Raw genomic sequence first — 26,992 nt, forward strand, 5'->3', positions numbered from 1 at the left:
CAATTCCGATAAGTCAAGTTGTTTTTAAAGAGCGGACCCAAGCCGCGATTTCTTGAATATCTTCGGGTTTTGTCCGGCAGCAGCCGCCGATCAGCTTCGCACCTTTTTCATGCCAGATGCGGGCGCTCGCCCCGTAAGATTCTGCGCATGCTGCGCCGTTCCACGTTTTAGTTTCCGGATCATATTGCTCACCTGAATTCGGGTAGACGATGATCGGCTTTGACGTGTTCTTTTTTAACTCCTCTATCAAGGAAGAAATATGCTGAAGCGGCGTACAGTTGATGCCGAGCGCTGCAATTTGGCGATGTTCATCAAGCCGCGCCGCGCAGTCAGCGGCCGATGTTCCGTCACTGATATGCAGGCCGTCTTTGGCACTGAAGCTGATCCACGCATACGTTTCGGGAAATTCCTTCAGCAGCCGCACAATCGCTTTGGCTTCAGTCAGACACGGGATCGTTTCGCATGCCAAAACATCAGCTCCGGCTTCAATCAGCGCTTTCATCCGGGGAAGATGAAATTCAATCAGTTCATCTTCTGATATTGCATAGTTGCCGCGATACTCAGAACCATCTGCAAGATAAGCGCCATAAGGGCCTACAGAAGCCGCAATGATCGGTTTTGGCCGATTCAAACGGTTTTCTTCAAACGACCAAAATTCATCACGTGCTTCAGCTGCGATGCTGACGGACAACTCGATGAGCCGGCGTGCTTCCGCTTCGCTCAGCCCGCGTGCGGCAAAGCCTTCGAATGTGGACTGATAGCTGGCGGTAATCGCACAATCGGCGCCTGCCGCGAAATAATCAGTATGAACTTGTTTAATCAGGTCCGGCTCTTCCATCAGGATTTTTGCCGACCACAGACTGTCGTTCAAGTCACAGCCCTTGCGTTCAAGCTCGGTCGCCATGGCGCCGTCTAGAACAATAAGCGGGAATGTATCTAGTATGTGTTGGATAGGATTCATAGAATGTACCGATGCCTTCTTTCAGATTTTTTAAAAAGATATGAAAATCGTAATGGAGGCTTACGTGTTTGTCAATAAACGCAAATAGAGAAAGGTGTTCAGCCCATATGTCTGAACACCTCTTTTTTATGATATTTGTTTGTTGTGTGAGTCTGACGATGTATCAGAAAGCGGCCAGCATTCAATGCCGTTGTGGTTTTTGAGCACATCTTTATAGAAGACCGGATCTTTGCCAGCTTTTTTCTGGCGTGTATAGTCCTTCAGCGCTGTAAAAACGACCTTTGATAATAAGAAAATTGCAATTAAATTCACGACGACCATCAAGCCCATGAACAAATCAGCAAGATCCCAGACGAGCTGGACTTTGGCGACACAGCCAAACACAATCATCGCCAGCACGCCGATACGGTAAACGAATATCAGTTTTTTGCTTTTGTTCAAAAAGCCAATATTGGTTTCGCCATAATAATAGTTTCCGATTAAAGCACAGAATCCGAATAACAAAATCAGAATGGCGAGAAAGCCTGATGCCCATGATCCGACATGGGAGCTTAGAGAGGCTTGTGTCAAGGCGATTCCGCTCAGACCCGGAGTATGATAGGCATCCGAAAACAGAATGATAAAGGCGGTGCTTGTACAAATGACCAGTGTATCAGTAAGCACACCAAAAGCTTGGATCAGCCCCTGTTTGACGGGGTGGCTTGTTGTGGCGGTGGCAGCGGCATTCGGTGCGCTCCCCATTCCCGCTTCGTTTGAAAAGATTCCCCGTCTGACGCCTTGCATGAGTGCCGCGCCCAAAGCCCCGCCGGCGGCCTGGTCAAAACCAAACGCATTTTTCACGATTAGCGCAAGCACATCTGGCAGCTGCGTAATGTTGGTGAAAATGACGAAAAACGCAACTCCGATATACAGGACAGCCAATACGACGACAATGGATTCAGCCAATTTTGCAATGCGCTTGACTCCGCCGAAAATGATCGTGCCGAATACAGCAATTAAAATGAGTCCCAATGTCAGGCGGTTTGTGCCGAACGCGTTTTCAAAGGCAAGGCTGACTGTATTGGATTGAACCGAGTTGAAGACGATACCGAACGATAAGGTGATTAACACAGCGAACAGCGCGCCCATCCACCTTTTGTTCAGCCCTTTTTCCATGTAATACGCCGGCCCGCCGCGGAAGCCGTTTACATCTTTTACTTTATAAATCTGAGCCAGTGTGCTTTCCACAAAGCTGGATGCTGATCCGATAATGGCGATAATCCACATCCAGAAGATTGCACCGGGCCCGCCGAGTGCAATGGCGATGGCAATGCCCGTAATATTTCCCGTTCCGACACGGGCTGCCATGCTGATGCAAAAGGCTTGAAACGGAGAAATGGTGTTTTTCGACCGGGAAGCAGCACCTTCTCTTAACACCCTCACCATTTCTTTCAGCATGCGAACCTGTAAAAACTTAAGCCTGAACGTAAAATAGATTCCAAGAGAAAGAAGCAATACAATTAATAGCTTTGACCACAAAAGATCATTTGCGATACCGATGATATGTTCCAGGATTTGCTGCATACAATCACCTCTTTTTTATGTTTAAAAAATACTGAGTTCCCACTCCTGTGCCATATGCTTCAGCAGCATACCCCCGGTGAGGCTGTTGCCGTATTCGTCAATGGCAGGCCCGTAAATGCCGATACCGCATCCGGATTGAAAAGGCTGTTCTCTTCTGGCGCTTGGAGGAACCAGCGCCATGATGCCGCCGGAGACGCCGCTTTTGGCCGGCACGCCGACAAACGCCGCATATTTGCCTGAAGCATTGTACATGCCGCACGTCAGCATTAACGCCTTGGCCAATTTTGCCACATCTTTTGGAATCACCTGCTCGCGTCGAATCGGATGATACCCATCATGGGCAAGGATCAGGCCGATCAACGCGATGTCTTCTGTGGTGCTCTCCATGGCGCATTGCTTCAAGTACACTTCAAGTGTTTCTTCTACGTCAGCTTCTAAAAAGTTTGTTTCTTTTAAATAGTAGGCCAGCGCTCTGTTGCGGTGGGCGGTTTCCCATTCAGAACGGAACACTTCCTCATTAATTCTCGGTTGTTTTCCTATTAAGGTTTCCATCACCGAGTATAGAAACTCGAGCTTTTTGTATGCCGATTCACCGGGAAGAATCGAGGCGATGGTAAGGGCACCCGCGTTGATCATGGGATTAAACGGCTTTCCCGGCTTGTTGATTTCGAGCCGAATGATTGAATTAAAGGCATCGCCTGTCGGTTCGACATCTACGCGGTCCAGCACATAGGGAATGCCGCGGCTCATGCAGGCGGCGATAAAGCTGATCACTTTGGAAATGCTTTGCAGGGTAAAAGGGACGTTCCAATCGCCGGCATGTATCATCGTTCCGTCAGGCTCCAATATACAAATGCCGAGCTGTGAGTCATTGACTTTTCCTAAAGCGGGGATATAGTTTGCACTTTGTCCATTGGCGGCAAAGGGGCGATAATGCTCAACCCAATGATGCAGCTGTGACGCCGGGTTTATTTCTTTCAGAGTCTCTTTTATCAATTCTTTCATCGAATTCCTCCTCACTGATTTTCTTCTTAAAGGACTGAGGTTTATCAAAGCGAAGGCTGAAGGGGCGTTAAACGCTTTCATAAAAGCGGATGGTATATTTACTGTATAATGGCGACTACAGAATCATACAAAATACGACAAAAACATTTTGAAAATAAGCAGTAAGATTTATAAAAACCTGATTTTCTGGGTCAAAAGCAATTTGCAGGTTTTCTCCCGTTTCTCCAAAATAAAAAGCGAGGATGTGATCATCATAAAACTGGAACGTTTTATCGAAAAAGACGGATATATACTGGCTCTCATGCTGATTACGGTGCCGCTGGCCGGTGAACTGAAATTTTATCCCCTCAATGAAGAATTCCGGGTCAGCTTTGGCGCACCGGTTTTTTTCTTCTTTTTATCGTTGTTGCGGCATGTGCCCGCTGTGCTGCCGGGTTTTCTGACTGGAGCGGCTGTGTTTATCTTTCGCGTCTTTCTGGAATTATGGGGCGGAGGGCACAACGGATTGACTCCGATTCTGTATGACCAAGCGTCTAGCTTTTTCTTTTATATGACTTACGCCTGCCTGTTTTACATACTAAAGGCCAATCGTTTCCGTGAACGGCCGATTATGCTCGGTTTCATCGGGTTTATGATTGAAGTTGTGTCAGATTGTGTCGAGCTGGCTGTGCAATTTCTCATTTTTCATACGGTTGTCACGCCTGAGGAAATCACTGACATTGCGGTGATTGCGATTTCTCACACATTTATCGTGATGAGCTTTTATAGTGTGCTGAAGCTGTATGAAACACAATCGAGAGAAAAACAGACAAGGCAGCAGCATGAGCACATGCTGATGATCGTTTCTAATTTATATGAAGAAACGGTGCATCTAAAAAAGACATTGAAAACGACAGAGAAAGTGACAAACGATTCGTATCAGCTCTATCGGGAAATGAAGGGCAAGGATCATCAGCTCAGCGGCAGAATCCTGAGACTGGCCGGGGAGATTCATGAAGTGAAAAAGGACAACCAGCGGATATTCGCCGGGCTTTCAAAACTGATTTCGAATGAGAGTTTGAGAGATTATATGAGGGCCGCTGATTTGCTGCAGCTCGTGATTCGAATGAATGAAAAATACGCTGAAGCACTGGGAAAGCAGATTGATTTTTACTGCTCCATAGAGGGAGAGCATGACGAATATCACGTATTTATTGTGCTTTCGATCATTAATAATCTAACGGCAAATGCGGTAGAGGCTATGGATGAAGAGGGAATGATCAGCCTGAGGCTCCATAAGTTAAATGAGAGTATGGTAGAATTTCAGGTGGAAGACAATGGTCCCGGTATATCTGAAAAAATAGGGGAGATTGTGTTCGACCCGGGCTTTACTTCAAAATATGACGAATTCGGCACGCCTTCTACGGGAATAGGACTTTCCTATGTGAAGGAAATGGTGACTGAACTAGATGGGGATATTACGTTTAATAATCAGCAGCGGGGAGTGGTGTTTGCCATCAGGCTGCCTGTCCGGCATTTGATTCAGAAAGGGTGAACCGAAAGCTATGCGTTTTTTTATCGCTGATGATGACCGTGCGGTACGGTCGATTTTAAGGCAGATCATTGAGGACGAGGATCTTGGGGAGGCTGCTGGTGAAGCAGACGACGGAAGCCAAGTGGAAGGGCATATGCTGCAGTTCAAACAGATTGATATTTTATTAATCGATCTGTTAATGCCCGGAAGAGACGGCATTGAGACCATTCGTGAGATCCAGCATACGTACTCCGGCAAAATCGTCATGATCTCTCAAGTGGAGGCGAAGGAAATGGTCGGAGAAGCGTACTCGCTTGGCATCGAATATTTTATCCATAAGCCGATTAACCGCATTGAAATTGTTACGGTTCTCCAAAAGGTGAAGGAGCGGATTGAGCTTGAACACTCGATTGGAGCCATTCAGCATTCACTAAGCCGGCTTGTCAATCGGACTGATCGGAAAGCGCGTCCCCAGCAGAAGAGTGACAGCGGTTTAAAAGAGGCGGGAGCATTTCTGCTGTCCGAGCTGGGCATGATGGGAGAAGGCGGCGCGCAGGATCTCATGGCAGTCCTGCAGTATTTAGCAGAATACGAGCAATCCGAGCCGCACGAAAAACAAAGCCCTTCGCTAAAACAAATATTCACCCAAGTAGCCGAACGGAAGCTGGGGACAGGGGCCTCTCAGACGGAGGTCAATCGAGAAATGAAAGCCTCAGAGCAGCGTATCCGCAGAGCGATTATCCATTCGCTGCACCATTTTGCATCACTGGGGACAACTGATTTTTCGAATCCAAAATTTGAAACCTATGCGTCGAAATTCTTTGATTTTCCGGTAGTCAGCCAGAAAATGAAAGAACTCCAATCCAAGGATGCAAAACCTCTCGCCCCTGCTAGAATAAATATGAAAAAATTCATCCACGTGTTTTTTTTGGAAGCGAAGCTTTTGCACGAGACGATGAAACAAAGAAGGATATAAACCAAACAGCCGGCTGATCCGGCTGTTTTTTTGCTGCGCAGAATCCCGGCGGGACAGCGATTTACTGTTTTTTTATAAAATATCAGAAAATAAAGATATTGACTTATTGTTTATTTGTCTTACAATTAAACAAAAGGATATATGGGAAGGAGCGGATGTGAAACAAAGATTAATAAAGCGCTTTCAGTTAGGGGCTGTATACACAAATAACAGGAGGTTATGTTGATGAGCCGTATCAGAAAAGCACCCGCTGGCATTTTAGGTTTTCCGGTTGCTCCTTTTAACACACAAGGAAAGCTGGAGGAAGAAGCTCTTTTTCAAAACATTGAGTTTTTGCTGAAAGAGGGCTTAGAAGCGATATTTATCGCTTGCGGGTCTGGTGAATTTCAATCTCTCAGCCAGAAGGAATATGAGCAAATGGTGGAAGTCGCAGTCTCTGCAGCCGGGGGAAAGGTGCCGGTTTACACTGGGGTGGGCGGCAACCTCAGCACAGCGCTTGAATGGGCGCAGCTGTCGGAGAAAAAGGGCGCCGACGGCTACTTGATCCTGCCCCCGTATTTGGTGCATGGCGAACAGGAGGGACTGTATCAGTATGCGAAAACGATTATTGAAAGCACTGACTTGAATGCGATTCTCTATCAGCGTGATAACGCCATTCTCGCTGTAGAACAGATCAAACGCTTGACCGAATGTGAACAGCTTGTCGGTGTCAAAGACGGGGTAGGGAATATGGATTTAAATATTAACCTCGTCTATACGATCGGCGACCGCTTAGGATGGCTCAATGGAATGCCGATGGCTGAAGTGACGATGCCGGCTTACCTGCCGATCGGATTCCACTCTTACTCTTCAGCGATTTCAAATTATATCCCGCATATTTCGCGAATGTTTTATGATGCATTGAAAAACGGAGATGCCGAGCTGGTGAAGGAAATTTATCAGCATGTGATTCTCCCAATCAACGACATTCGCAAACAACGAAAAGGCTACGCCGTATCTTTGATTAAAGCGGGGATGGAGATCATGGGGCTGAATGTAAGAAATACAGCCAGACCGCCTGTCGGCCCGGTTGAAAAGGATCATTATCAGCAATTGGAAGCGATTTTGAAGCAGGCGGCTGACCGTTTTCCGAAAAAAGCCGCAACGGTTTGACCAGAAAAAACACGAAAGGGGCAATGGGCATGTCTGTGATCACGGAACAAAACATGTATCTCAACTTTATTAACGGAGAGTGGGTTCAGTCTCAATCAGGCGATATGGTTAAGGTCGAAAACCCTGCCGATGTGAATGATATTGTCGGTTATGTACAGAATTCAACAGCTGAGGATGTGGAACGTGCCGTCGCCGCCGCCAATAAAGCCAAAACGGCTTGGAGAAAGCTGACGGGTGCCGAGCGCGGCCAATACTTATACAAAACAGCGGATATTATGGAGCGGCGCTTGGAGGAAATCGCTGCCTGTGCAACGCGTGAAATGGGCAAAACACTGCCGGAAGCGAAGGGAGAAACAGCCCGGGGGATTGCCATTCTGCGCTATTACGCCGGAGAGGGGATGCGCAAAACAGGTGATGTCATTCCGTCTACTGACAAAGACGCGCTCATGTTCACCACCCGTGTCCCGCTCGGTGTGGTCGGCGTGATTTCTCCGTGGAATTTCCCTGTGGCGATTCCGATTTGGAAAATGGCGCCGGCACTGGTATACGGCAATACCGTTGTCATCAAACCGGCGACAGAAACAGCTGTGACATGCGCGAAGCTCATTGCCTGCTTTGAGGAAGCGGGGCTGCCGGCAGGGGTCATCAATTTGGTGACAGGCCCAGGCTCTGTTGTCGGGCAGGGACTTGCTGAGCATGACAGTGTAAACGCCGTTACGTTTACCGGTTCAAATCAAGTCGGAAAAATCATCGGGCAAGCCGCTTTAGCGAGGGGAGCTAAATATCAGCTTGAAATGGGCGGCAAAAACCCTGTCATCGTAGCTGATGATGCTGACCTTGAAGCTGCGGCTGAAGCTGTCATTACGGGGGCCTTCCGTTCAACCGGCCAGAAATGCACCGCGACAAGCCGTGTCATTGTGCAAAGCGGCATTTACGAGCGCTTTAAAGAAAACCTGCTCCAGCGCACAAAGGATATTACAATCGGAGACAGCTTAAAAGAGGATGTCTGGATGGGACCGATCGCCAGCAAGAATCAGCTTGATAACTGCCTGTCATACATTGAGAAAGGCAAGCGGGAGGGCGCTTCCCTTTTAATTGGAGGAGAAAAGCTGGAGAACGGAAAGTATCAAAACGGCTATTATGTTCAGCCTGCCATCTTTGACAATGTGACATCTGAGATGACAATTGCCCAGGAGGAAATCTTCGGTCCCGTGATTGCCTTGATCAAGGTTGATTCGATGGAGGAGGCGCTGGACATCGCCAATGATGTGAAGTTCGGTTTAAGTGCATCCATCTTCACGGAAAACATCGGCAAAATGCTTTCTTTCATTGATGAAATCGAAGCCGGGCTGGTTCGGGTGAATGCAGAAAGCGCAGGTGTTGAGCTGCAGGCGCCTTTTGGCGGCATGAAGCAGTCGAGCTCCCACTCCCGCGAACAGGGGGAGGCGGCGAAGGACTTTTTCACAGCGATCAAAACCGTTTTTGTAAAGCCGTAATGGTGCTGGAAAGAGGCGTACGTCTCTTTCCCAGCTTTATCACAGCCAGCATATGATTCTCTACTTTGAAAAGGAGAAGATACTATGAAAAAAGACTTTGCGAGTGTTACACCGGCGGGCAAAAAAACGTCTGTACGCTGGTTCATCGTGTTTATGCTGTTTCTTGTGACCTCTATTAACTACGCGGATCGAGCAACGCTTTCCATCACCGGTGATTCTGTCCAGCATGATTTGGGATTGGACTCGGTCGCCATGGGATATGTCTTTTCTGCCTTTGGCTGGGCCTATGTCATCGGGCAACTTCCGGGCGGCTGGCTGCTGGACCGTTTTGGTTCAAAGACTGTCATTGCGTTAAGCATCTTTTTCTGGTCGTTTTTTACGCTGCTGCAAGGGGCGATTGGCTTTTTCTCAGCCGGCACAGCGATTATCCTGCTGTTTGCACTGCGTTTTCTGGTAGGCTTATCAGAAGCGCCTTCATTTCCCGGAAACGGCAGAGTTGTTGCCTCATGGTTTCCAAGTTCCGAGCGCGGGACAGCTTCAGCCTTTTTTAATTCAGCACAATACTTCGCAATCGTCATTTTTTCTCCTTTAATGGGCTGGCTCACCCACTCTTTCGGCTGGCATTCCGTCTTCGTTGTCATGGGGGCTGCGGGGATTCTTCTGGCTGTCATCTGGCTAAAAACGGTGTATGAACCGAAAAAACACCCAAAGATTAACGAAGCTGAGCTTGCGTACATCGAACAGGGCGGCGGGCTGATTTCCATGGATGACAGTAAAAGCAAACAAGAAACAGAATCGAAATGGCCGTATATCAAACAGCTGTTAACGAACCGCATGCTGATTGGCGTGTACATCGCGCAATATTGCATTACGACTCTCACCTATTTCTTTCTCACATGGTTTCCGGTATATTTGGTTCAGGCCCGCGGCATGTCTATTCTAGAAGCTGGGTTTGTCGCCTCCCTGCCGGCGCTGTGCGGATTTGCCGGCGGCGTGCTTGGAGGTATTGTGTCAGACATCTTACTCAAAAAAGGCCGTTCACTGACCTTTGCTAGAAAAGTGCCAATCATTGCCGGCATGCTGCTGTCTTGCAGTATGATCGTCTGCAACTATACAGATTCAGCGTGGCTTGTCGTTGTTATTATGTCGCTCGCGTTTTTTGGAAAAGGCTTCGGCGCATTGGGCTGGGCTGTCGTGTCGGACACGTCTCCGAAAGAGTGTGCAGGATTAAGCGGCGGTTTGTTCAACACTTTCGGAAATATTGCCTCGATTACAACACCGATTATTATCGGTTACATCGTCAATGCCACAGGATCATTTAATGGCGCGCTCGTGTTTGTCGGCGCTAACGCGATTGTTGCGATCCTCAGCTATTTGCTGCTGGTCGGCCCGATTAAACGAGTCGTGTTAAAGAAACAAGAACAAGACCCCGATCAATCATTGCCTGTCTAATATTTATGAAAGCGCTTTATAAAAGGAGGAAAAAGCATGGGCTCATCAATACAAGAGCAGGTTCAAAAAGAAAAAAGATCGAATATTCCCTCAATTTCAGAAATGAAGGTGATTCCGGTTGCGGGACATGACAGCATGCTGCTGAACCTAAGCGGAGCGCACAGCCCGTTTTTTACCCGGAATATCGTAATCTTAACAGACAGCAGCGGAAATCAGGGAGTTGGCGAGGTGCCAGGCGGAGAGCGTATTCGCCGCACACTGGAGCTGGCAGAGCCGCTTGTTGTCGGAGCATCCCTTGGTGCGTACCAGGCGATATTGCAAAGGGTCAGAAAGCAGTTTGGCGATCAGGACAGGGGAGGACGCGGAATCCAGACGTTTGATTTGCGCACCACTGTGCACGCCGTCACCGCATTGGAAGCGGCTTTGTTGGATTTGCTTGGAAAATTCCTTCAGGAACCGGTCGCGGCTTTGCTTGGCGAAGGGAAGCAGCGAGATGAAGTGAAAATGCTTGGTTACCTTTTTTACATCGGCGACCGAAAGCGGACGACCTTGCCGTATCAAAGCGATGAGCAGTCAGATTGTGCGTGGTTCCGTCTGCGCCATGAGGAAGCGCTGACGCCGGAGGCCATTGTGCGTCTTGCTGAATCCGCACAGGAGCGCTATGGCTTTCAGGATTTCAAGCTCAAAGGCGGGGTGCTGCGGGGAGAAGAAGAAATCGAAGCTGTTACCGCCTTATCGAAACGTTTTCCGGAGGCAAGAATCACCCTTGATCCGAACGGGGCGTGGTCATTAGAGGAGGCTATTGCATTATGCAAAGGAAAGCAAGATGTACTCGCGTACGCGGAAGATCCATGCGGGGATGAGAACGGCTACTCCGCTCGTGAAGTGATGGCTGAATTCCGCCGCGCGACAGGGCTTCCGACTGCGACAAATATGATTGCGACAGACTGGCGGGAAATGGGTCACGCGATTCAGCTTCATGCGGTGGATATACCGCTGGCTGATCCGCACTTTTGGACGATGCAAGGGTCGGTGCGGGTTGCGCAAATGTGCCATGATTGGGGTTTGACATGGGGCTCGCACTCCAACAACCACTTTGATATTTCCCTTGCGATGTTTACCCATGTGGCAGCAGCGGCTCCGGGGCGCATCACGGCGATTGATACCCATTGGATCTGGCAGGACGGGCAGCGATTAACGAAACAGCCTTTTGAGATTACCGCTGGCTGTGTCAAGGTGCCGGATAAGCCTGGACTAGGCGTTGATATTGATATGGAACAAGTGGGAAAAGCGCATGAGATCTACCGGAAAATGAATGTAGGCGCCCGAAATGACGCGATATCTATGCAGTTCCTGATCCGCAACTGGGAATTTGACCGGAAGCGCCCGTGTCTTGTGCGGTAAGTTTTATTGTAAATATTGTCATATCGGCTATTTTGTCTTACAATTGAACAACTGAAGGGAGAGTTGTTCGTGTACGAAGGTTTAGAGGATTTGAAAGTCGATACAGTCAATCGGAAAACATTAGCCAAACAGGTCATCGAACGGATTGTCCATTTATTATCGAGCGGCCAGTTGAGGGCCGGAGACAAATTGCCGACAGAAATGGAACTGATGGACATTTTGCATGTCAGCAGGCCGGTGCTTCGGGAGGCGCTCAGTTCACTTGAAACGCTGGGCGTCATTACGAGAAAAACACGCGGAGGCACATATTTCAACGATAAAATCGGCATGCAGCCATTTTCCGTCATGCTTGCCTTGGCGACTGATAATCTTCCGGCAATCATTGAAGCGCGGATGGCGTTAGAACTAGGACTCGTGACGATTGCCGCAGAAAAAATCAACGAGGATGAGCTTCAGCGTTTGCAGAAGACAATCGACGACATTGCCAACAGCACTGACAATCTTTATGGTGAAGCGGATAAAGAGTTCCATCGAATTATAGCGTTAAGTGCCAATAATCCCGTTGTAGAGGGGATGATTCAATCCCTCTTAATCACCCATGCGAAAATTGACAGCCAAATTCCGTACAGGGAGAGAGATGTAACGGTCGAATATCACAAAAAAATCTACGACGCCCTTGCCAATAGAGATCCTTACAAAGCGCATTACCACATGTATGAGCATCTGAAATTTGTCCGTGACAAAATTCTAAAAGGACTGGATGAAAAATAATGGTGAGACAACCGCAGTTGAAACGTAAGAGCTGCGGTTTTTTTAAAACCAATTTAGAAAACGCTTACTAAGATATGAGGAGTGATTTTCATATGGCGATGAACCTTAGGCAAAACCAAGCGCCCCTCTACATCAAAGTGAATGACACTGATAACACGGCGATTATTGTAAATGATGGAGGACTGCCAAAGGGCACTGTTTTTTCAAACGGACTCGTCCTTGAAGAGGATGTTCCTCAAGGCCATAAGGTGGCTTTAACCGATCTCAATCAAGGGGATGAGATCGTGCGTTACGGAGAGGTGATCGGATTTGCCGATGAGACGATCAAGCGCGGGAGCTGGATACGGGAATCCCTCGTGAGAATGCCCGCTCCTCCGGCGTTAGACGATCTTCCTCTCGCAAACAGGGTGCCGAAGCCGCTGCCCCCTCTTGAAGGATATACATTTGAAGGCTACCGAAATGCGGACGGCAGTGCGGGGACAAAAAATATTCTCGGCATCACCACAAGTGTTCAATGTGTCGTTGGCGTATTAAATTATGCGGTCAAACGGATCAAAGAAGAGCTGCTGCCGAAATACCCAAATGTCGATGACGTTGTGCCGCTGCATCATCAATACGGATGCGGCGTGGCGATCAATGCGCCCGACGCCGTCATTCCGATCCGCACGATTCAAAATCTCGCGAAGCATCCGAACTTCGGCGGAGAAGTAATGGTAATCGGATTGGGATGTGAAAAGCTCCTTCCGGCAAGAATTGCCTCTGAGAATGATGATGACATTCTATCGCTCCAGGATCATCAAGGTTTTGCGGCGATGATCCAATCCATTTTGGAAATGGCGGAGGAGCGGTTAATCAGGCTGAACAGCAGAACCCGTGTGACATGCCCTGTTTCAGATCTGGTTATCGGCCTGCAATGCGGCGGCAGTGATGCGTTTTCCGGCGTGACGGCGAACCCTGCCGTGGGGTATGCGGCTGATTTATTGGTTCGCGCAGGTGCGACGGTTTTGTTTTCTGAAGTAACAGAGGTACGTGATGCCATTCATTTATTAACGCCGCGGGCTGTCAGTGAAGAGGTCGGACAATCGCTGATCAATGAGATGAAGTGGTATGACAGCTATCTCCGGCGGGGAGACGCAGATCGAAGCGCAAACCCTTCACCAGGCAATAAAAAAGGCGGATTATCCAATGTTGTGGAAAAAGCGTTAGGCTCGGTGGCGAAATCAGGCACTAGCCCTATCTCCGGCGTGCTCGGCCTAGGTGAAAGGGCAGAGCAAAAAGGCCTGCTGTTCGCGGCGACACCGGCAAGCGATTTTGTGTGCGGCACCCTGCAGCTGGCTGCGGGCATGAATCTGCAGGTGTTTACGACAGGGAGGGGAACACCGTACGGCCTGGCGGCTGCACCGGTGCTGAAAGTATCGACGCGGCATTCATTATCAGAGCATTGGGCGGATTTAATCGATATCAATGCGGGCCGAATCGCGACAGGAGAGGCCAGTATCGAAGATGTAGGCTGGGAAATCTTCAGAACGATTTTGGATGTGGCAAGCGGCCGCAAACAAACGTGGGCTGACCGTTGGGGCCTTCATAATGATTTGTGCTTGTTCAATCCTGCTCCAGTGACTTGATTCATTTTTTTATAGCGAAGAGATGGAATATGCTGTAAAATGCAATTAACGTCTAGGAAACGGAGGGGTTACAGCATGGCATTTATTAGATTCCGAGTGACACGAATTCAATAGTGAACAACTCTCGCCTGAATGCGGGAGAATCGGGATGAATCCGCCTATGTATGAGCCCTTATATGGTTATCAAAAAAGAGGGTGGCGATTCCTGCCTTCTTTTTTTGTGCCTTCAAACATCCCTTCTCTCTACAGCAGGCCGGAGCATGAGAAAGGGGAAATGGGGATGACAAACCTTACCGAAAAACAGCTAATTACAGAGATTGCCGGGCTTGCACGCAGCCAAGGTTTGACGGTTCAATCTAAGAACGCGCAATTGAATGAAACCGGAATGGACTTTCAAGTTGTATTTGCCGAGGACGATACAGGTATGCAATGGGTGCTGCGAAAGCCGCGTCGCAGTGATGTTGTGGAAAGAGCATCTGCGGAAGGCAAAACGCTTGCCTTTCTCCGCGCGAATCTGACAGCTGATGTGCCGGATTGGAGAATTCACACACCGGAATTGATCGCTTACCCAATGTTAAAAGGAACGCCGGCGGCTGAAATTGATTTGGAACAGAAACAATATGTATGGAACATGAATCATCAGCCGCCATCAGACGATTTTGTTCATACACTTGCCGGCATACTGGCAGAATTACATGACACAAATCAAACAGCTGCCGGACAATCGGGAATAGAAGTGATAAAGCCAGAAGATTTCAGGCAAATGACAGCAGACTCTATGGTTGATGTGAAAAATAAGCTTGGTGTATCTAGTCAGCTTTGGGAAAGATGGCAAACGTGGATAAATGATGATGCATACTGGCCTGGTTTTTCTGCACTGATACACGGCGATCTCCACCCGCCGCATATTCTTATCGACCAAAATGAACGTGTCACAGGGCTTCTGGATTGGACAGAAGCGAAGGTTGCCGATCCAGCCAAGGATTTTGTTCTTTATCAAACCATTTTCGGGGAAAAAGAAACTGCCCGTTTACTTGAACACTATGATCGAGCAGGCGGCCGGATATGGGCAAAAATGCAGGAGCACATTTCAGAGATGCAGGCGGCGTATCCGCTGGAAATCGCCAAGCTCGCTCTGCAAACACAGCAGGAGGAGCACGTTGATATGGCGCTTGAAGCACTCGGTGTAACATCGGATTAAGAATTGACTTCATTTCATGAACCAAGTATTATAAACTTTACAAATAATAGAACGGAACAACAATCGTGAGGAAGAGTAAGTACGCATCAGAATGGAGGTTCAGAGAGTCGGTGGCAGGTGTGAACCGATCCTCCCCTGATGCCGAATGGGCTTCTGAATTGCTTTGCTGAACGGATAGTAGGCGATGCCGGGTTTCTCTCCCCGTTACCAAGAGAGGAGTATTGAAACATAGGTTTTCTGTACTTAGAGTGAACGGCTGTATAGCTGTTAATAAAGGTGGTACCGCGAGACCCTCGTCCTTTGCATAGGATGGGGGTTTTTTTGTGTTTCTTAAAGGAGGTGACGGCCAATGGACGATGGCTGGTGGTGCATAGCAGATGAATAGGAAAGGAGGATGTCAAATGGTCATTGCAACTGATGATCTTGAGGTCGCATGTCCTAAATGTGAAAGAGCGGGAGAAATTGAAGGAACACCATGCCCGGCCTGCAGCGGGAAAGGTGTTATTCTGACTGCCCAAGGATATACGCTTCTCGATTTTATCCAAAAGCATTTGAATAAGTAAAGGAGAATAGCTGAGCTGAGATGAGAAAAGAAGAGAAGAGGAAGTTTCGCGAGGCCGCTTCAGGTACAATTTTTTTGCTGATCGGAACGGTTTGTTTTGCGTCTAAGTCAATTTGGATTAAATGGGCCTATCAAAAGGGTGCTGAGCCAGACGCGGTGTTGTTATACAGACAGCTGTTTGCTGTTCCGCTGTTTTGGCTGATTTTCTTGTTTTACCGTCCTTCAATGCCAGACGGCAATAAAAAAGGGGACCTAGTGAAGGCCTGTGTCGCGGGCGTGTTTTGTTTTTTTCTGTCTCCCTTGCTTGATTTTATCGGGCTGAACCATGTATCCGCAATGGTTGAGCGTATTTTGCTTATGAGCTGTCCGATATTTGTAATCCTATTTACAGCGTGTCGTGATCGGAATATGGTTACAGTTCAGGACCTTTTCACAGTGCTGGCGGTCATGTTTGGCCTTTTCTTTGCGCTTGGCGGATGGGATACTGAGCTCTTTCAGGCAAATATGATTGGATCTGCATTCATTTTGTTATCCTCGGCCGTCTATGCTGGTTATCTTGTTCTTTCCGGGCGGCTCGTCCATCAAATCGGAGGCATCCGTCTTAATGCGTACGGGATGACAGCTGCCGGAGCGGCCATGATGCTTTACATTGGCATCAAATCGACAATCGGTCTGAATACACCAATAGCAGCATATCCGCCTGCTGTCTATGGTTTGTTTGTGTTAATCGCAGTCGCGACTACTGTGATTCCATTTGTGCTGATGCTTGAAGGCATAAAACGAATAGGAGCACAGCGAGCTGCCGTCATTTCAATGGCAGGGCCTGTCCTGACGATTTTCTATGGGGCTTTATTTCTTGGTGAACGGCTTCGGCTTATTCAAGCCATCGGATGTGGTGCCGTATTCTTTGTCATTACGGTGATGGAATACAGGAAGCTGAAAACAGGAAAAAATGAATAATTTTTATAAAACACACACGTTTTTCAATTACAATAAGTCTAATTACGTGTGTGTTTTTTGATTTTGTAAAGGTTAGGTGAGAAGATGCAGAGCATATTGCTTGTGGAAGACGACCACTCAATCAGTGAAATGGTGGATCATTATTTAACAAAAGAAGGCTTTCGGATTGTACATGCTTTCGACGGAGAAGAGGGCATCCGGCTGTTTCAGCAGAGTTCATACGATTTGATCCTCCTCGATATCATGCTCCCGAAGCTGAACGGCATGGATTTTCTGAAAATCATCCGGGAAAGAAGCAATATACCGGTCCTAATGATTTCGGCAAAAGACGGAGAGGTTGACAAGGCATTGGGATTGGGTTTTGGGGCGGATGATTATATCGCCAAACCGTTTTCGATGATTGAGCTGACAGCAAGAGTAAAAGCCGCGATACGAAGGGCGACGCAATATTCAGCAGAGGAACCGGCTGAGAATAAGGTGATCCGGATTCACCAGCTTGCGATCGATATAGACAATGTCTCAGTTATGAAAAATGGAGAACCGCTTCAGCTGACATCAACAGAATGGCAGCTGCTGTGCCTATTTGCGGCAAATCCTAAAAAAGTGTTTACGAAAGAACAAATCTACCGTTCTGTCTGGAATGAAGAGTATTTTGGCGATCAAAACATTATTAACGTACATATGCGGCGGCTTAGAGAAAAGATTGAAGATGACCCCTCCTCCCCTCAATATATTAAAACGCTATGGGGCATCGGTTATAAATTAGGAGAGTTTTAGAATGACAGTGCTATGGGTGGCCGCCGTCATCGTTCTGGCGTGCCTGAATGTGATTCAATTCATAATGAAAAAGAAGCGAGACGGGCATTTGGCATATATGGCTGAACAGCTTGGCTCCATGCTCAGGCAGGATTCGGCGGGGCGAATTTTGCTTCCTACAGATGATCAAGCGCTCAAAGACTTGCTTGTTAACATCAATCTTTTCCTTGAGAATCGTCAGCAGATCAGTGCCCGGTTTGCGAAAACAGAGCATTCCATGAAGCGAATGCTGACCAATATGTCGCACGACCTGAAAACGCCGTTAACGGTCATTCTCGGTTATATCGAAACCATCCAAAGTGATCCGAACATGCCAGACGAAGAGCGGGAAAGATTGCTGGGGAAGCTCCGCCAGAAAACAAATGAACTCATTCAGATGATCAATTCCTTTTTTGATTTAGCGAAATTAGAATCTGAAGATAAAGACATCCCAATCACCAAAGTGCATATGAACGACATATGCAAACGCAATATCCTGCATTATTATGACGCAGTTCAATCTAAAGGCTTTCGTGCAGCCATTGATATCCCGGATACGCCGGTGTATGCGCAGGCGAATGAAGAGGCTCTGGACAGAATTCTGCAAAACCTATTGTCAAATGCGATTCAGTATGGCGCGGCCGGCAAGTTAATCGGACTGACGCTGTCATATGATGAGAGGAACATTGCCATCACCATATGGGATCGCGGAAAAGGGATAAGTGAAACCGATCAGCAGCGGGTGTTTGAAAGGCTGTACACACTTGAAGAATCCAGAAATAAAGCATTTCAAGGAAGCGGTCTCGGTTTAACCATCACAAAGCGGCTTACAGAAAAAATGGGGGGCGCTATATCTGTCAAAAGCAAGCCGTACGAACGGACTGCATTTACGATCACATTGAAACGCATGACATTTTAAACGTAAGAATTTCGTAAGGTTTGAGAAATAAAAATGACAGGGCTCGCCGCTACAATAGAAAACAGGAAAAGAGAGGGAAGGAGAAACAAATTTGACTTATATCGTACAAACAAACGGACTGACCAAAACGTATCAGGGCAAAGAGGTTGTATCCGATGTCAGCATGCATATTAAAAAAGGTGAAATCTATGGCTTTCTCGGCCCGAACGGCGCGGGGAAAACAACCATTATGAAAATGCTGACTAGCCTTGTTAAACCGACAAGCGGTGAAATCAGCATCCTTGGGAATAAGCTCACCCACACGTCATATGAGGTGCTGGGGAACATCGGCAGCATGATTGAATATCCGATTTTTTACGAAAACCTGACAGCTGAAGAAAATTTAGAGCTGCATTGTGAATACATGGGATACCACAATAAAAAAGCCATTCAAGAAGTGCTGGATATGGTGAATTTAAAACAAATCGACAAGAAGCCAGTCAAAACATTTTCGCTCGGTATGAAGCAGCGCCTTGGAATTGCGCGTGCCATTCTCACAAAGCCGGAACTGCTTATTTTGGATGAGCCGGTGAATGGGCTTGACCCTCTCGGCATTAAAAAAATCAGGCAATTGTTTCAAGTGCTGAGCAAAGAGTACGGTATAACGCTGCTGATTTCAAGCCACCTGCTGGGTGAAATCGAACAAATCGCGGACACAATCGGCGTCATTCGGGACGGCAGACTGCTTGAAGAGGTATCAATGGAGGATGTCAGAGGCCAGAACACTGAATACATTGAGCTTGTTACATCGAATCAGACAAAGGCCTGCTTTGTGCTTGAGAAAGAGCTGCATTTATCGAACTTTAAAATCTTAAATGAAAAAACGATTCGAATTTACGAGGCTGAAGCCTCTCAGTCTGACATATCCAAAGCGTTGATTTTGAATGATGTAGACATTGAATCAATGAACAAAAAGTATACGTCGCTGGAGGATTATTTTATCAACTTGATCAACGGCAATAGCATCAGTGCGTAAAGGAGGAGAGACACGTTGATGAATTTGATCAGAATCGAATTAAGAAAAATGAAGATGGGCTGGTATGTCAGAGGCGCCCTCATTGCCAACCTTATTATTATGGGCTTTTTATGGCTGATCAGTTATTCCGAAAAAGCCGAAGGCGGGGTGTCGTTCCAAAGCATGGAGGAAGCGTTTCTCATCATCGGCACTTTCGTCAGAGCGGTATTCATCGTTTTTGGCGCGGTGCTGATCGCAAAATTGGTGATTTCCGAATATAAAAACAAAACCATTCTTGTCATGTTCACGTACCCGATCAGCCGTAAAAAACTGCTCACTGCTAAACTCATGATCGCGGGCGGACTGACATTTATCACGATCTTACTTTCGAATATACTTATAGCTGCCGGTTTCGTTGCGCTGAACTCAATCTATCATTTCATACCGGGAGAGCTAACTTCTGACATCATGTCACAGCAGGCCATAAAAATGGCGGTTTTCGCTTTTGGCGCCGCTGGAACCAGTTTAGTTCCCATCTTTTTTGGGATGCGTAAACATTCGGTTCCGGCAACCATCATTTCGTCTGTCGTGATTGTAATGCTCATCAGTTCAACAAGCCCGGGTTTCTCCATTTCGTCTGTCGTTTATATTCCATTATCTTTGGCAGCTTTCGGTTTGGTTTTTTCATACATGGCGATCCGGAACGCAGACAAGCAGGATGCGTAAACAAAGGCGCCCAATATTCAGAAAGAGCCGATGCTGTCAGCACCGGCCTTTCCATTATGAGTCTGTTCTTGTTTCAAGATAATGCTTCTTGCCAATTTCTTTGCTCATCATATAGAAATGGAAGCAATATTCACCGATTGCCATGGCGATCGCGCCGAATAAAGCCGCCAATGCAATTTCACCGCCAGTCATCCCCATAGAAAGCGGCATGCCCATCAGCCAGATCACGAGAAAGGCCAAGCCAAAGTCAGCCAAAGTTGCAATCATATTATTCCATCTCGGCAATACATACAGATCCCCAAGCAAATAAGAAATAACCCCTAACACTATCGTCATTAACAGCGTATCTCCAAACGTGAAACCAAAGCCCAGACCAAGCACCAGATACAACACAATAATCGTCATAATACCTTTAATCGCGAGCGCTTTCACATGTGTCATTACGTTTCCTCCTTTTGTCAGTTGATTTTGTTATGTATAATTCCTCAAATGTAAAAACTTAAACCTTATTTCGTGTTTTTCCGGAGGCGGGTGCAAAATTGCTGGGAGAGGGGGGGCCAGCGTCATATATTTATTTAGGGGGATGAATCAGGAATTGAGTCTCCGGTTGCTTCGTCATTGGAAATTGCGGCGTCTGTCTCGCACCAGACGCTGCTTTGACGGCCAACCGCCCATTTTTCTTTGCAGCAAACAAAATGTTTGGTGTTTTTAGATGAATTAATTTAAAAACTTCACCTGTCCCTCCGTCATCACTTCTGAAGTAATGAAATATGATGAAAAGAGATCAAGGGGAGGTGACGTGATGGCGGTCGTGAGAGCAACGAGTGCGGATGTCGATTTGATGGCAAGGCTGCTCAGAGCGGAAGCGGAAGGCGAAGGCAAGCAGGGGATGCTGCTTGTCGGCAACGTTGGAATTAATCGGCTGCGGGCGAATTGCTCAGATTTTAAAGGCCTCCGCACCATCAGGCAGATGATTTATCAGCCACACGCGTTTGAGGCTGTAACTCATGGATATTTTTATCAAAGGGCGCGAGATAGCGAGCGTGCCCTTGCACGCCGGTCGATTAATGGTGAAAGGCGCTGGCCTGCAAAATTTAGTTTATGGTACTTCAGGCCGGAGGGAAACTGTCCCGCCCAGTGGTATAACCAGCCGTTTGTGGCCAGGTTTAAGTCACACTGCTTTTATCAGCCGACGGCGGAGACGTGTGAAAATGTATATAACACATTTTAGAGACAGGACACCGTTCAAATTGAACGGTGTTTTTCTTTGAAGAAATGCAATGGAAAATATTCCTGTGAAAAGAACTGACGGAGATGACAGAATGGCAACAATCGACCTGCAAAAGAAAAGTGTAATGATCGAACTGGAAAAAAGCAATTAACGAAGGTGATGGCTCGTGTCGGACTGGTTCTTGATATTTCGGGATTGATGAGATTGCTATACAAAAACGGGACGGTTCAACATGTGGTGGAGCGGAATTTGGCAGTGGCTGATCAGTTTGATGAGTTGCTGGATGTATGGGTGTATGATAATGAATATTCCCGATAAAAGCCAGTTTCAGAAAAGGATTTTTCGGGTTATGTCGAGCGTGGAATTTAAAATAATGACCGCTTGCATAAATTCGGCAGAAATGATGAGCCGCCGGTCATGAAGGACATGTTGCGCAAATATGTTGCGGAGGAACCGAGCTCGTATCCCGCTTTCATTGTTTTTATCAATGACGGGGCTGTAAAAAGTCAATCAAACCAATTATTGAAGCTTCCTTTGATAAACCGGTGTTCTGGCAGTTTGTCGGCATCGGAAAATTGATTTTCTCAATAAACTCCATACGTTAGAAGGGCGTGTCTTTGGTAACACGAACTTCATGCATATCGAAGAAATTGACCGCATTTCTGATGATGAGCTTTATGATGCTCTGCCCTGCTAAATTTCCATTTTGGCTGAAAGAAGCGATGGAAAAAGGAATTGTAAGAGATCAAGAGCCTCCTGCTGAAAAGCCGAAAAAGAAGGCCTTCAGCAGGTTGTTTTCGAAATAACTGATAAGGCACTGAGCCATTCTGCGAAATAGCTCGGTGTTTTTGTTTTTTTAAGATCATGTGAAGAAAAATAGGCCGAATGGGCGGCTTGCAAACGACAGGATATGCAGAAAACGCGTCATTCAGCCAGCTTTCGGCATGTTTCAGCGGCAGGCTTGTGAGGGAAGACCTGTTTTTGATGTTCAGCGCTTACAATCGGTTCACACTTCTTCACAGTCGTTTAACAATGATTTCCTATAATGGAGACGATCAATGAGGAGAGAGGGGATCTTGAATGGCATACGACAGTCGTTTTGATGAATGGGTACAGAAACTGAAAGAGGAAAGCTTTCAAAACAATACGTTTGACCGCCGCAAATTTATTCAAGGAGCGGGGAAGATTGCAGGACTTTCTCTTGGATTAACGATTGCCCAGTCGGTTGGGGCCTTTGAAGTAAATGCTGCGCCTAAATTCTCAAGCTATCCGTTTACATTAGGGGTAGCGTCAGGTGATCCGCTTTCTGACAGTGTCGTGCTCTGGACGCGCCTGGCACCAGATCCGCTGAATGGCGGCGGAATGCCGAAGCAAGCGGTACCTGTCAAATGGGAGGTTGCAAAGGATGAGCATTTCCGCAAAATCGTAAGAAAAGGCACTGAAATGGCAAAACCGAGTCTTGCCCATTCCGTTCATGTGGAAGCGGACGGGCTTGAGCCGAACAAAGTGTACTATTACCGTTTCAAAACCGGACATGAACTAAGCCCTGTCGGAAAAACAAAAACACTGCCTGCCCCTGGCGCCAATGTGCCGCAAATGACCTTTGCGTTTGCTTCCTGCCAGCAATATGAGCATGGATATTATACGGCCTACAAGCATATGGCGAAGGAAAAGCTTGATCTTGTCTTCCATCTTGGTGATTACATATATGAATACGGGCCGAATGAGTATGTATCAAAAACGGGCAATGTCCGCACGCACAACAGCGCGGAAATCTATACGCTGCAAGACTATCGGAACCGTCACGCCCAATACCGCTCTGATGCCAATCTTAAAGCAGCACATGCTGCATTCCCTTGGGTTGTGACATGGGATGACCATGAAGTCGAAAACAACTATGCCAATAAAATACCGGAAAAAGGACAGTCGGTTGAAGCATTCGTGCTCCGCCGCGCGGCAGCATATCAGGCATACTATGAACATATGCCGCTCCGCATTTCCTCTTTGCCGAATGGACCGGATATGCAGCTGTACCGGCACTTTACGTATGGAAACCTGGCGTCCTTCAATGTGCTTGATACTCGTCAGTACAGAGACGACCAAGCCAATAACGACGGCAATAAGCCGCCTTCTGATGAATCGCGCAATCCGAATCGAACCCTGTTAGGAAAAGAACAGGAGCAGTGGCTCTTCAACAATTTGAGCAGCTCGACCGCTCACTGGAATGTGTTGGCGCAGCAGATTTTCTTTGCCAAGTGGAATTTCGGGACAAGCGCAAGCCCGATCTACAGCATGGATTCTTGGGACGGTTATCCGGCTCAGCGCGAACGGGTTATCAATTTCATTAAAAGCAAAAATCTGAATAATGTTGTCGTACTGACAGGTGATGTACACGCAAGCTGGGCATCGAATTTGCATGTCGATTTCGAGAAGACAAGTTCAAAAATATTCGGAGCCGAATTTGTCGGAACCTCGATCACTTCCGGAGGAAACGGAGCCGATAAGCGAGCGGATACGGACCAAATTTTAAAAGAAAATCCGCACATCAAGTTCTTTAACGACTATCGCGGATATGTCCGCTGTACAGTGACGCCTCACCAGTGGAAAGCCGACTATCGGGTGATGCCGTTTGTGACCGAGCCGGGCGCAGCCATTTCCACGCGTGCTTCATTCGTTTACCAGAAAGACCAAACCGGGTTGAGAAAGGTATCATCCACAACAATCCAAGGCGGGGTGAAGCAATCCGATGAGGTCGAAGAGGATCGTTTCTTTGCGCACAACAAAGCCCACGAAAAACAAATGATTAAGAAGCGTGCAAAAATCACGAATTAAGGAGTGAAAATTATGTTTTCAAACATTGGAATACCGGGCTTGATTCTGATCTTCGTCATCGCCCTCATTATTTTTGGCCCTTCCAAGCTGCCGGAAATCGGACGAGCCGCCGGACGGACATTGCTGGAATTTAAAAGCGCCACAAAATCACTTGTGTCTGGTGATGAAAAAGAAGAGAAATCAGCTGAGCTGACAGCGGTAAAGCAGGACAAAAACGCGGGCTGAATGCTGAGGAGGCAGACACCGGGTCTGCCTCTTTTTTTATGAAAGGGAGGGCTTTTTTGAATGGATAAAAAAGAAACCCATCTGATCGGGCATTTAGAAGAGCTTCGCCGCCGGATGATCATAACCCTCGCGGCATTTCTTCTATTTCTCATCACGGCTTTTTTATTTGTACAGGACATTTATGACTGGCTGATCAGGGATTTGGATGGAAAGCTGGCTGTGCTTGGTCCGAGTGAAATTCTTTGGGTGTATATGATGCTTTCCGGTATTTGTGCCATTGCGGCTTCCATCCCTGTTGCCGCGTACCAGCTGTGGCGTTTCGTTGCCCCGGCGCTGACGAAAACGGAGCGCAAGGTGACGCTCATGTACATACCAGGTTTATTTGCGTTGTTTTTGGCGGGCATCTCCTTCGGATATTTTGTCTTGTTTCCAATCGTGCTCAGCTTTTTGACTCATTTATCCTCCGGCCATTTTGAAACGATGTTTACGGCTGACCGCTACTTCAGGTTTATGGTGAATTTGAGCCTGCCGTTCGGCTTCTTGTTTGAGATGCCCTTGGTGGTGATGTTTTTAACAAGGCTGGGCATCTTAAATCCTTACAGACTGGCCAAAGCGAGAAAGCTGTCCTATTTTCTGCTGATCGTTGTGTCTATATTGATTACACCGCCGGATTTCATTTCTGATTTTCTTGTGATGATCCCGCTTCTTGTCCTGTTTGAAGTAAGTGTCACCTTATCAGCGTTTGTCTACAAAAAGAGGCTGAGGGACGAAACGGCGGCGGCCGCTTAGTGCAGCGCACCGCCTGGTGACTTCACATCCTCATCATATTGTGCGGCCGTAACAGCGGCGATTCTCAATGCCCGGACAATCGTGTCAAGGCTGAGGCTCGGCGCTGTTTTGTCTGTTGTTTGCTCCGGAATGTAAGGAATATGAATAAACCCTCCGCGAATGTGCGGAGCTGTCTGGCTAATGTGATCCATTAATCCGTAGAACAAATAGTTGCATACAAAGGTCCCCGCTGTATACGAAACAGCGGCCGGAATGCCGTTTTCCTTCATTTTTTCAGTCATTCGTTTCACGGGAAGTCCCGTCCAGTAAGCGGCGGGCCCGTCTGGAGAAATCTCCTCATCAATTGGCTGCTGTCCTTCGTTATCGGGGATTCGCGCATCTGCAAGGTTGATCGCCACTCGTTCCGGTGTGACCTGCATCCGTCCTCCTGCTTGGCCGACACAAATCACGATATCTGGCTGATGTTTTTGAATGGCTTGGCGCAGAGTGTCCAGAGCGGATCTAAAGACGGTTGGAATTTGTTCCGCTGTAATGATGGCTTCATCCGTCTCGAAACCATTAAGACGTTTTGCCGCTTCCCATGATGGATTGACGGTTTCTTTGTCAAAAGGGTCAAAGCCTGTGATCAGCACTTTTTTTCTCATCTACTCATCTCCTTTTTCTTTTATTCTATTGTTTATTTATGGGTTTTTCATCAAAATAATGTAAAGGAGTGAATCATAATGGCACATTTGCCGGAGCAGTATCGCCAGTTATTCCCAATCCTGCAGACACATACAATGCTTGCCAGCTGTTCTCAGAGCGCGTTGGCAGAGCCTGTATCAAGGGCGATCCAGGATTATCATGACAGCCTGCTGCATAGGGGGACGAACTGGAAAGAAGCGATCTGAAAAAACAGAGAGTGCGAGAAACGAGTTTGCTAAGCTGATCGGAGCTGAACCGGATGAAGTGGCGATTGTGCCGTCAGTTTCTGATGCGCTGGTTTCCGTAGCATCGGCCCTATCTGTTTTTAGAAAGAAACATGTTGTGTATACGGAGATGGATTTTCCGGCAGTGTCTCATGTCTGGCAGGCACAATGCGACTATCACGTATCCGTCATTCCATCAATAGACGGCGTGATGCCGCTCGAACAGTATGAAACGCATATTTCAGAAGAAACAGTGCTGACGTGTGTTCCTCACGTTCATTATCGTGACGGCTATGTTCAGGATATAAAAGCGATTGCCGAGATTTCTCAGAGAAAGGGCTCTTTACTGTTTGTAGATGCTTACCAATCTGCGGGGCACATTCCCATTGATGTGAAGGAGTGGGGTGTAGATATACTGGCAGCAGGCACCCGGAAGTATTTGCTCGGCATACCGGGTGTGGCGTTTCTTTATGTAAGAAAGGAGCTGGCAGACGCACTGAAGCCGAAAGCATCAGCCTGGTTTGGCCGTGAGAACGGATTTGATGCGGCTTATGCGAAAGGCGCGCGTCGTTTTCAAACAGGCACCCCAGCTTTTATTAGCGTATACGCAGCTGCAGCGGCTTTGTCGCTGTTGAATCATATCGGGGTTTCTCATATTCGGAATTATGTAAAAACGATCTGTGCCGATGCTTGTCAATATGCTGCTGCAAAAGGCCTGCAGCTGGCGGCAGCACAAGGCGGGGTTCAGCCAGGCATGGTTGCGATACGCGATGAGCGAGCATCGGAAACGGCGGAATTGCTGAAGAAGAAAAAAGTGATTTGCGCGCCGCGGGACGAAGTCATCCGTCTCGCTCCCCACTTTTATAATACGAAGGAGGACATGCGGCACGCGATTGATGAAATCGCGGCGAAAATGATTGATAAGTAAACAT

25 protein-coding genes, 3 pseudogenes and 1 other annotated feature are annotated in these 26,992 nt (G+C 47.4%); of the genes and pseudogenes, 22 read left to right on the top strand and 6 right to left on the bottom strand.

Annotation, left to right across the window (positions count from 1 at the left end; genetic code table 11):
- Positions 1-13: 13 nt before the first annotated feature.
- The 3 genes from mmuM to BFW96_RS14175 form a co-directional block, all read right to left on the bottom strand.
- A complete protein-coding gene (gene mmuM, locus BFW96_RS14160; protein WP_069839764.1) occupies positions 14-961 on the bottom strand; it encodes a homocysteine S-methyltransferase in 948 nt (315 codons plus the stop codon).
- A gap of 126 nt (positions 962-1,087) precedes the next feature.
- Entirely contained in the window at positions 1,088-2,524 is a 1,437-nt protein-coding gene (locus BFW96_RS14170) for an alanine/glycine:cation symporter family protein (protein WP_069839765.1), read from the bottom strand.
- 21 nt (positions 2,525-2,545) lie between these two features.
- Positions 2,546-3,529 carry a glutaminase gene (locus tag BFW96_RS14175; protein WP_069839766.1) on the bottom strand — a complete coding sequence of 328 codons (984 nt, stop codon included), beginning with the start codon at positions 3,527-3,529 and terminating at the stop codon, positions 2,546-2,548.
- Positions 3,530-3,830: 301 nt separating this feature from the next.
- Between BFW96_RS14175 and glnK the strand changes: the two genes are divergently transcribed.
- From glnK to BFW96_RS14250, 15 genes are all read left to right on the top strand, one after another.
- Entirely contained in the window at positions 3,831-5,063 is a 1,233-nt protein-coding gene (gene glnK, locus BFW96_RS14180; RefSeq protein ID WP_083252895.1) for a two-component system sensor histidine kinase GlnK, read from the top strand.
- 10 nt (positions 5,064-5,073) lie between these two features.
- Complete coding sequence (gene glnL, locus BFW96_RS14185) at positions 5,074-6,018, top strand: glutamine utilization two-component system response regulator GlnL (RefSeq protein WP_014662630.1); 945 nt, start codon at positions 5,074-5,076, stop codon at positions 6,016-6,018.
- 225 nt (positions 6,019-6,243) lie between these two features.
- The gene (gene kdgD / locus BFW96_RS14190; RefSeq protein ID WP_041521239.1) at positions 6,244-7,170 is read left to right on the top strand and encodes a 5-dehydro-4-deoxyglucarate dehydratase; all 927 of its coding nucleotides are present in this window, start codon (positions 6,244-6,246) and stop codon (positions 7,168-7,170) included.
- A gap of 29 nt (positions 7,171-7,199) precedes the next feature.
- A complete protein-coding gene (gene gucD / locus BFW96_RS14195; RefSeq protein WP_069839767.1) occupies positions 7,200-8,666 on the top strand; it encodes an alpha-ketoglutaric semialdehyde dehydrogenase GucD in 1,467 nt (488 codons plus the stop codon).
- Positions 8,667-8,750: 84 nt separating this feature from the next.
- Positions 8,751-10,118, top strand: a complete 1,368-nt coding sequence (gudP, locus tag BFW96_RS14200) for a glucarate transporter GudP (RefSeq protein WP_069839768.1) — start codon at positions 8,751-8,753, stop codon at positions 10,116-10,118.
- 36 nt (positions 10,119-10,154) lie between these two features.
- Positions 10,155-11,522 carry a glucarate dehydratase gene (gene gudD, locus BFW96_RS14205; RefSeq protein WP_069839769.1) on the top strand — a complete coding sequence of 456 codons (1,368 nt, stop codon included), beginning with the start codon at positions 10,155-10,157 and terminating at the stop codon, positions 11,520-11,522.
- A 69-nt stretch (positions 11,523-11,591) separates the two neighbouring features.
- Positions 11,592-12,293 (top strand): FadR/GntR family transcriptional regulator, encoded by a 702-nt coding sequence (locus tag BFW96_RS14210; protein ID WP_040084284.1) that lies wholly within the window; start codon positions 11,592-11,594, stop codon positions 12,291-12,293.
- A 92-nt stretch (positions 12,294-12,385) separates the two neighbouring features.
- On the top strand, positions 12,386-13,918 hold the full coding sequence (garD, locus tag BFW96_RS14215; protein WP_069839770.1) for a galactarate dehydratase: 1,533 nt from the start codon (positions 12,386-12,388) through the stop codon (positions 13,916-13,918).
- Between the two features lie 280 nt (positions 13,919-14,198).
- A complete protein-coding gene (gene mphK, locus BFW96_RS14220) occupies positions 14,199-15,119 on the top strand; it encodes a macrolide 2'-phosphotransferase MphK (protein WP_069839934.1) in 921 nt (306 codons plus the stop codon).
- A gap of 56 nt (positions 15,120-15,175) precedes the next feature.
- Positions 15,176-15,423: a binding site (T-box leader), on the top strand.
- Between the two features lie 97 nt (positions 15,424-15,520).
- On the top strand, positions 15,521-15,682 hold the full coding sequence (gene rtpA, locus BFW96_RS14225; RefSeq protein WP_003234807.1) for an anti-TRAP regulator: 162 nt from the start codon (positions 15,521-15,523) through the stop codon (positions 15,680-15,682).
- 20 nt (positions 15,683-15,702) lie between these two features.
- On the top strand, positions 15,703-16,641 hold the full coding sequence (locus BFW96_RS14230) for a DMT family transporter (protein ID WP_069839771.1): 939 nt from the start codon (positions 15,703-15,705) through the stop codon (positions 16,639-16,641).
- Between the two features lie 96 nt (positions 16,642-16,737).
- Positions 16,738-17,418: a two-component system response regulator YcbL gene (gene ycbL / locus BFW96_RS14235; protein WP_080478300.1), complete on the top strand. Its 681-nt coding sequence runs from the start codon at positions 16,738-16,740 to the stop codon at positions 17,416-17,418.
- Position 17,419: 1 nt separating this feature from the next.
- Positions 17,420-18,355, top strand: coding sequence for a HAMP domain-containing histidine kinase (locus tag BFW96_RS14240; protein WP_069839772.1), 936 nt, complete (start codon positions 17,420-17,422; stop codon positions 18,353-18,355).
- 91 nt (positions 18,356-18,446) lie between these two features.
- Entirely contained in the window at positions 18,447-19,370 is a 924-nt protein-coding gene (locus BFW96_RS14245) for an ABC transporter ATP-binding protein (RefSeq protein WP_069839773.1), read from the top strand.
- Positions 19,371-19,388: 18 nt separating this feature from the next.
- Positions 19,389-20,075: an ABC transporter permease gene (locus BFW96_RS14250; protein ID WP_083252896.1), complete on the top strand. Its 687-nt coding sequence runs from the start codon at positions 19,389-19,391 to the stop codon at positions 20,073-20,075.
- A 20-nt stretch (positions 20,076-20,095) separates the two neighbouring features.
- Here the strand turns inward: BFW96_RS14250 and BFW96_RS21930 are convergent.
- Together BFW96_RS21930 and BFW96_RS14255 are read right to left on the bottom strand one after the other, a co-directional pair.
- Positions 20,096-20,158: pseudogene (locus BFW96_RS21930) on the bottom strand (hypothetical protein); the annotation flags it as partial.
- Positions 20,130-20,516, bottom strand: coding sequence for a YndM family protein (locus tag BFW96_RS14255; protein ID WP_069839775.1), 387 nt, complete (start codon positions 20,514-20,516; stop codon positions 20,130-20,132). The pseudogene BFW96_RS21930 and the gene BFW96_RS14255, both read right to left, overlap by 29 nt.
- Positions 20,517-20,877: 361 nt before the next feature.
- Here BFW96_RS14255 and cwlJ point away from each other — a divergent pair, with 361 nt between their 5' ends.
- The 6 genes and pseudogenes from cwlJ to tatC all read left to right on the top strand — a co-directional run bounded on the left by cwlJ (position 20,878) and on the right by tatC (position 25,152).
- Positions 20,878-21,306, top strand: a complete 429-nt coding sequence (gene cwlJ / locus BFW96_RS14260) for a cell wall hydrolase CwlJ (RefSeq protein ID WP_014662646.1) — start codon at positions 20,878-20,880, stop codon at positions 21,304-21,306.
- A gap of 91 nt (positions 21,307-21,397) precedes the next feature.
- A pseudogene (locus tag BFW96_RS14265) lies at positions 21,398-22,112 on the top strand (vWA domain-containing protein).
- 79 nt (positions 22,113-22,191) lie between these two features.
- Positions 22,192-22,368: a hypothetical protein gene (locus BFW96_RS14270; protein WP_003234785.1), complete on the top strand. Its 177-nt coding sequence runs from the start codon at positions 22,192-22,194 to the stop codon at positions 22,366-22,368.
- A gap of 18 nt (positions 22,369-22,386) precedes the next feature.
- Positions 22,387-24,138, top strand: a complete 1,752-nt coding sequence (phoD, locus tag BFW96_RS14275; RefSeq protein ID WP_040084278.1) for an alkaline phosphatase PhoD — start codon at positions 22,387-22,389, stop codon at positions 24,136-24,138.
- Positions 24,139-24,150: 12 nt separating this feature from the next.
- Positions 24,151-24,363: a sec-independent protein translocase protein TatAD gene (gene tatAD / locus BFW96_RS14280; protein WP_003223835.1), complete on the top strand. Its 213-nt coding sequence runs from the start codon at positions 24,151-24,153 to the stop codon at positions 24,361-24,363.
- Between the two features lie 60 nt (positions 24,364-24,423).
- Positions 24,424-25,152 carry a twin-arginine translocase subunit TatC gene (gene tatC / locus BFW96_RS14285; RefSeq protein ID WP_069148897.1) on the top strand — a complete coding sequence of 243 codons (729 nt, stop codon included), beginning with the start codon at positions 24,424-24,426 and terminating at the stop codon, positions 25,150-25,152.
- Here the strand turns inward: tatC and pcp are convergent.
- Positions 25,149-25,796, bottom strand: a complete 648-nt coding sequence (gene pcp, locus BFW96_RS14290; protein WP_069839776.1) for a pyroglutamyl-peptidase I — start codon at positions 25,794-25,796, stop codon at positions 25,149-25,151. The two genes, tatC and pcp, sit on opposite strands and share 4 nt — an antisense overlap.
- 78 nt (positions 25,797-25,874) lie before the next feature.
- Between pcp and BFW96_RS14295 the strand changes: the two are divergent.
- Positions 25,875-26,988, top strand: a pseudogene (locus BFW96_RS14295) (aminotransferase class V-fold PLP-dependent enzyme).
- The last annotated feature ends 4 nt before the right edge of the window (positions 26,989-26,992 follow it).

The organism is Bacillus sp. F56, assembly GCF_001748205.1.
In the GTDB taxonomy this organism is placed as follows: Bacteria; Bacillota; Bacilli; order Bacillales; family Bacillaceae; genus Bacillus; species Bacillus stercoris.

Excerpts from the sequence above, each read along its gene's own strand:
- BFW96_RS14175 (WP_069839766.1), bottom strand. The coding sequence starts at position 3,529 with ATGAAAGAATTGATAAAAGAGACTCTGAAAGAAATAAACCCGGCGTCA.
- BFW96_RS14255 (WP_069839775.1), bottom strand. The coding sequence starts at position 20,516 with ATGACACATGTGAAAGCGCTCGCGATTAAAGGTATTATGACGATTATT.
- BFW96_RS14240 (WP_069839772.1), top strand. The coding sequence starts at position 17,420 with ATGACAGTGCTATGGGTGGCCGCCGTCATCGTTCTGGCGTGCCTGAAT.
- kdgD (WP_041521239.1), top strand. The coding sequence starts at position 6,244 with ATGAGCCGTATCAGAAAAGCACCCGCTGGCATTTTAGGTTTTCCGGTT.
- BFW96_RS14230 (WP_069839771.1), top strand. The coding sequence starts at position 15,703 with ATGAGAAAAGAAGAGAAGAGGAAGTTTCGCGAGGCCGCTTCAGGTACA.
- gucD (WP_069839767.1), top strand. The coding sequence starts at position 7,200 with ATGTCTGTGATCACGGAACAAAACATGTATCTCAACTTTATTAACGGA.
- BFW96_RS14250 (WP_083252896.1), top strand. The coding sequence starts at position 19,389 with ATGAATTTGATCAGAATCGAATTAAGAAAAATGAAGATGGGCTGGTAT.
- gudP (WP_069839768.1), top strand. The coding sequence starts at position 8,751 with ATGAAAAAAGACTTTGCGAGTGTTACACCGGCGGGCAAAAAAACGTCT.
- garD (WP_069839770.1), top strand. The coding sequence starts at position 12,386 with ATGGCGATGAACCTTAGGCAAAACCAAGCGCCCCTCTACATCAAAGTG.
- gudD (WP_069839769.1), top strand. The coding sequence starts at position 10,155 with ATGGGCTCATCAATACAAGAGCAGGTTCAAAAAGAAAAAAGATCGAAT.
- mmuM (WP_069839764.1), bottom strand. The coding sequence starts at position 961 with ATGAATCCTATCCAACACATACTAGATACATTCCCGCTTATTGTTCTA.
- phoD (WP_040084278.1), top strand. The coding sequence starts at position 22,387 with ATGGCATACGACAGTCGTTTTGATGAATGGGTACAGAAACTGAAAGAG.
- cwlJ (WP_014662646.1), top strand. The coding sequence starts at position 20,878 with ATGGCGGTCGTGAGAGCAACGAGTGCGGATGTCGATTTGATGGCAAGG.
- tatC (WP_069148897.1), top strand. The coding sequence starts at position 24,424 with ATGGATAAAAAAGAAACCCATCTGATCGGGCATTTAGAAGAGCTTCGC.
- rtpA (WP_003234807.1), top strand. The coding sequence starts at position 15,521 with ATGGTCATTGCAACTGATGATCTTGAGGTCGCATGTCCTAAATGTGAA.
- BFW96_RS14270 (WP_003234785.1), top strand. The coding sequence starts at position 22,192 with ATGGGCGGCTTGCAAACGACAGGATATGCAGAAAACGCGTCATTCAGC.
- BFW96_RS14170 (WP_069839765.1), bottom strand. The coding sequence starts at position 2,524 with ATGCAGCAAATCCTGGAACATATCATCGGTATCGCAAATGATCTTTTG.
- mphK (WP_069839934.1), top strand. The coding sequence starts at position 14,199 with ATGACAAACCTTACCGAAAAACAGCTAATTACAGAGATTGCCGGGCTT.
- tatAD (WP_003223835.1), top strand. The coding sequence starts at position 24,151 with ATGTTTTCAAACATTGGAATACCGGGCTTGATTCTGATCTTCGTCATC.
- pcp (WP_069839776.1), bottom strand. The coding sequence starts at position 25,796 with ATGAGAAAAAAAGTGCTGATCACAGGCTTTGACCCTTTTGACAAAGAA.
- glnL (WP_014662630.1), top strand. The coding sequence starts at position 5,074 with ATGCGTTTTTTTATCGCTGATGATGACCGTGCGGTACGGTCGATTTTA.
- glnK (WP_083252895.1), top strand. The coding sequence starts at position 3,831 with ATGCTGATTACGGTGCCGCTGGCCGGTGAACTGAAATTTTATCCCCTC.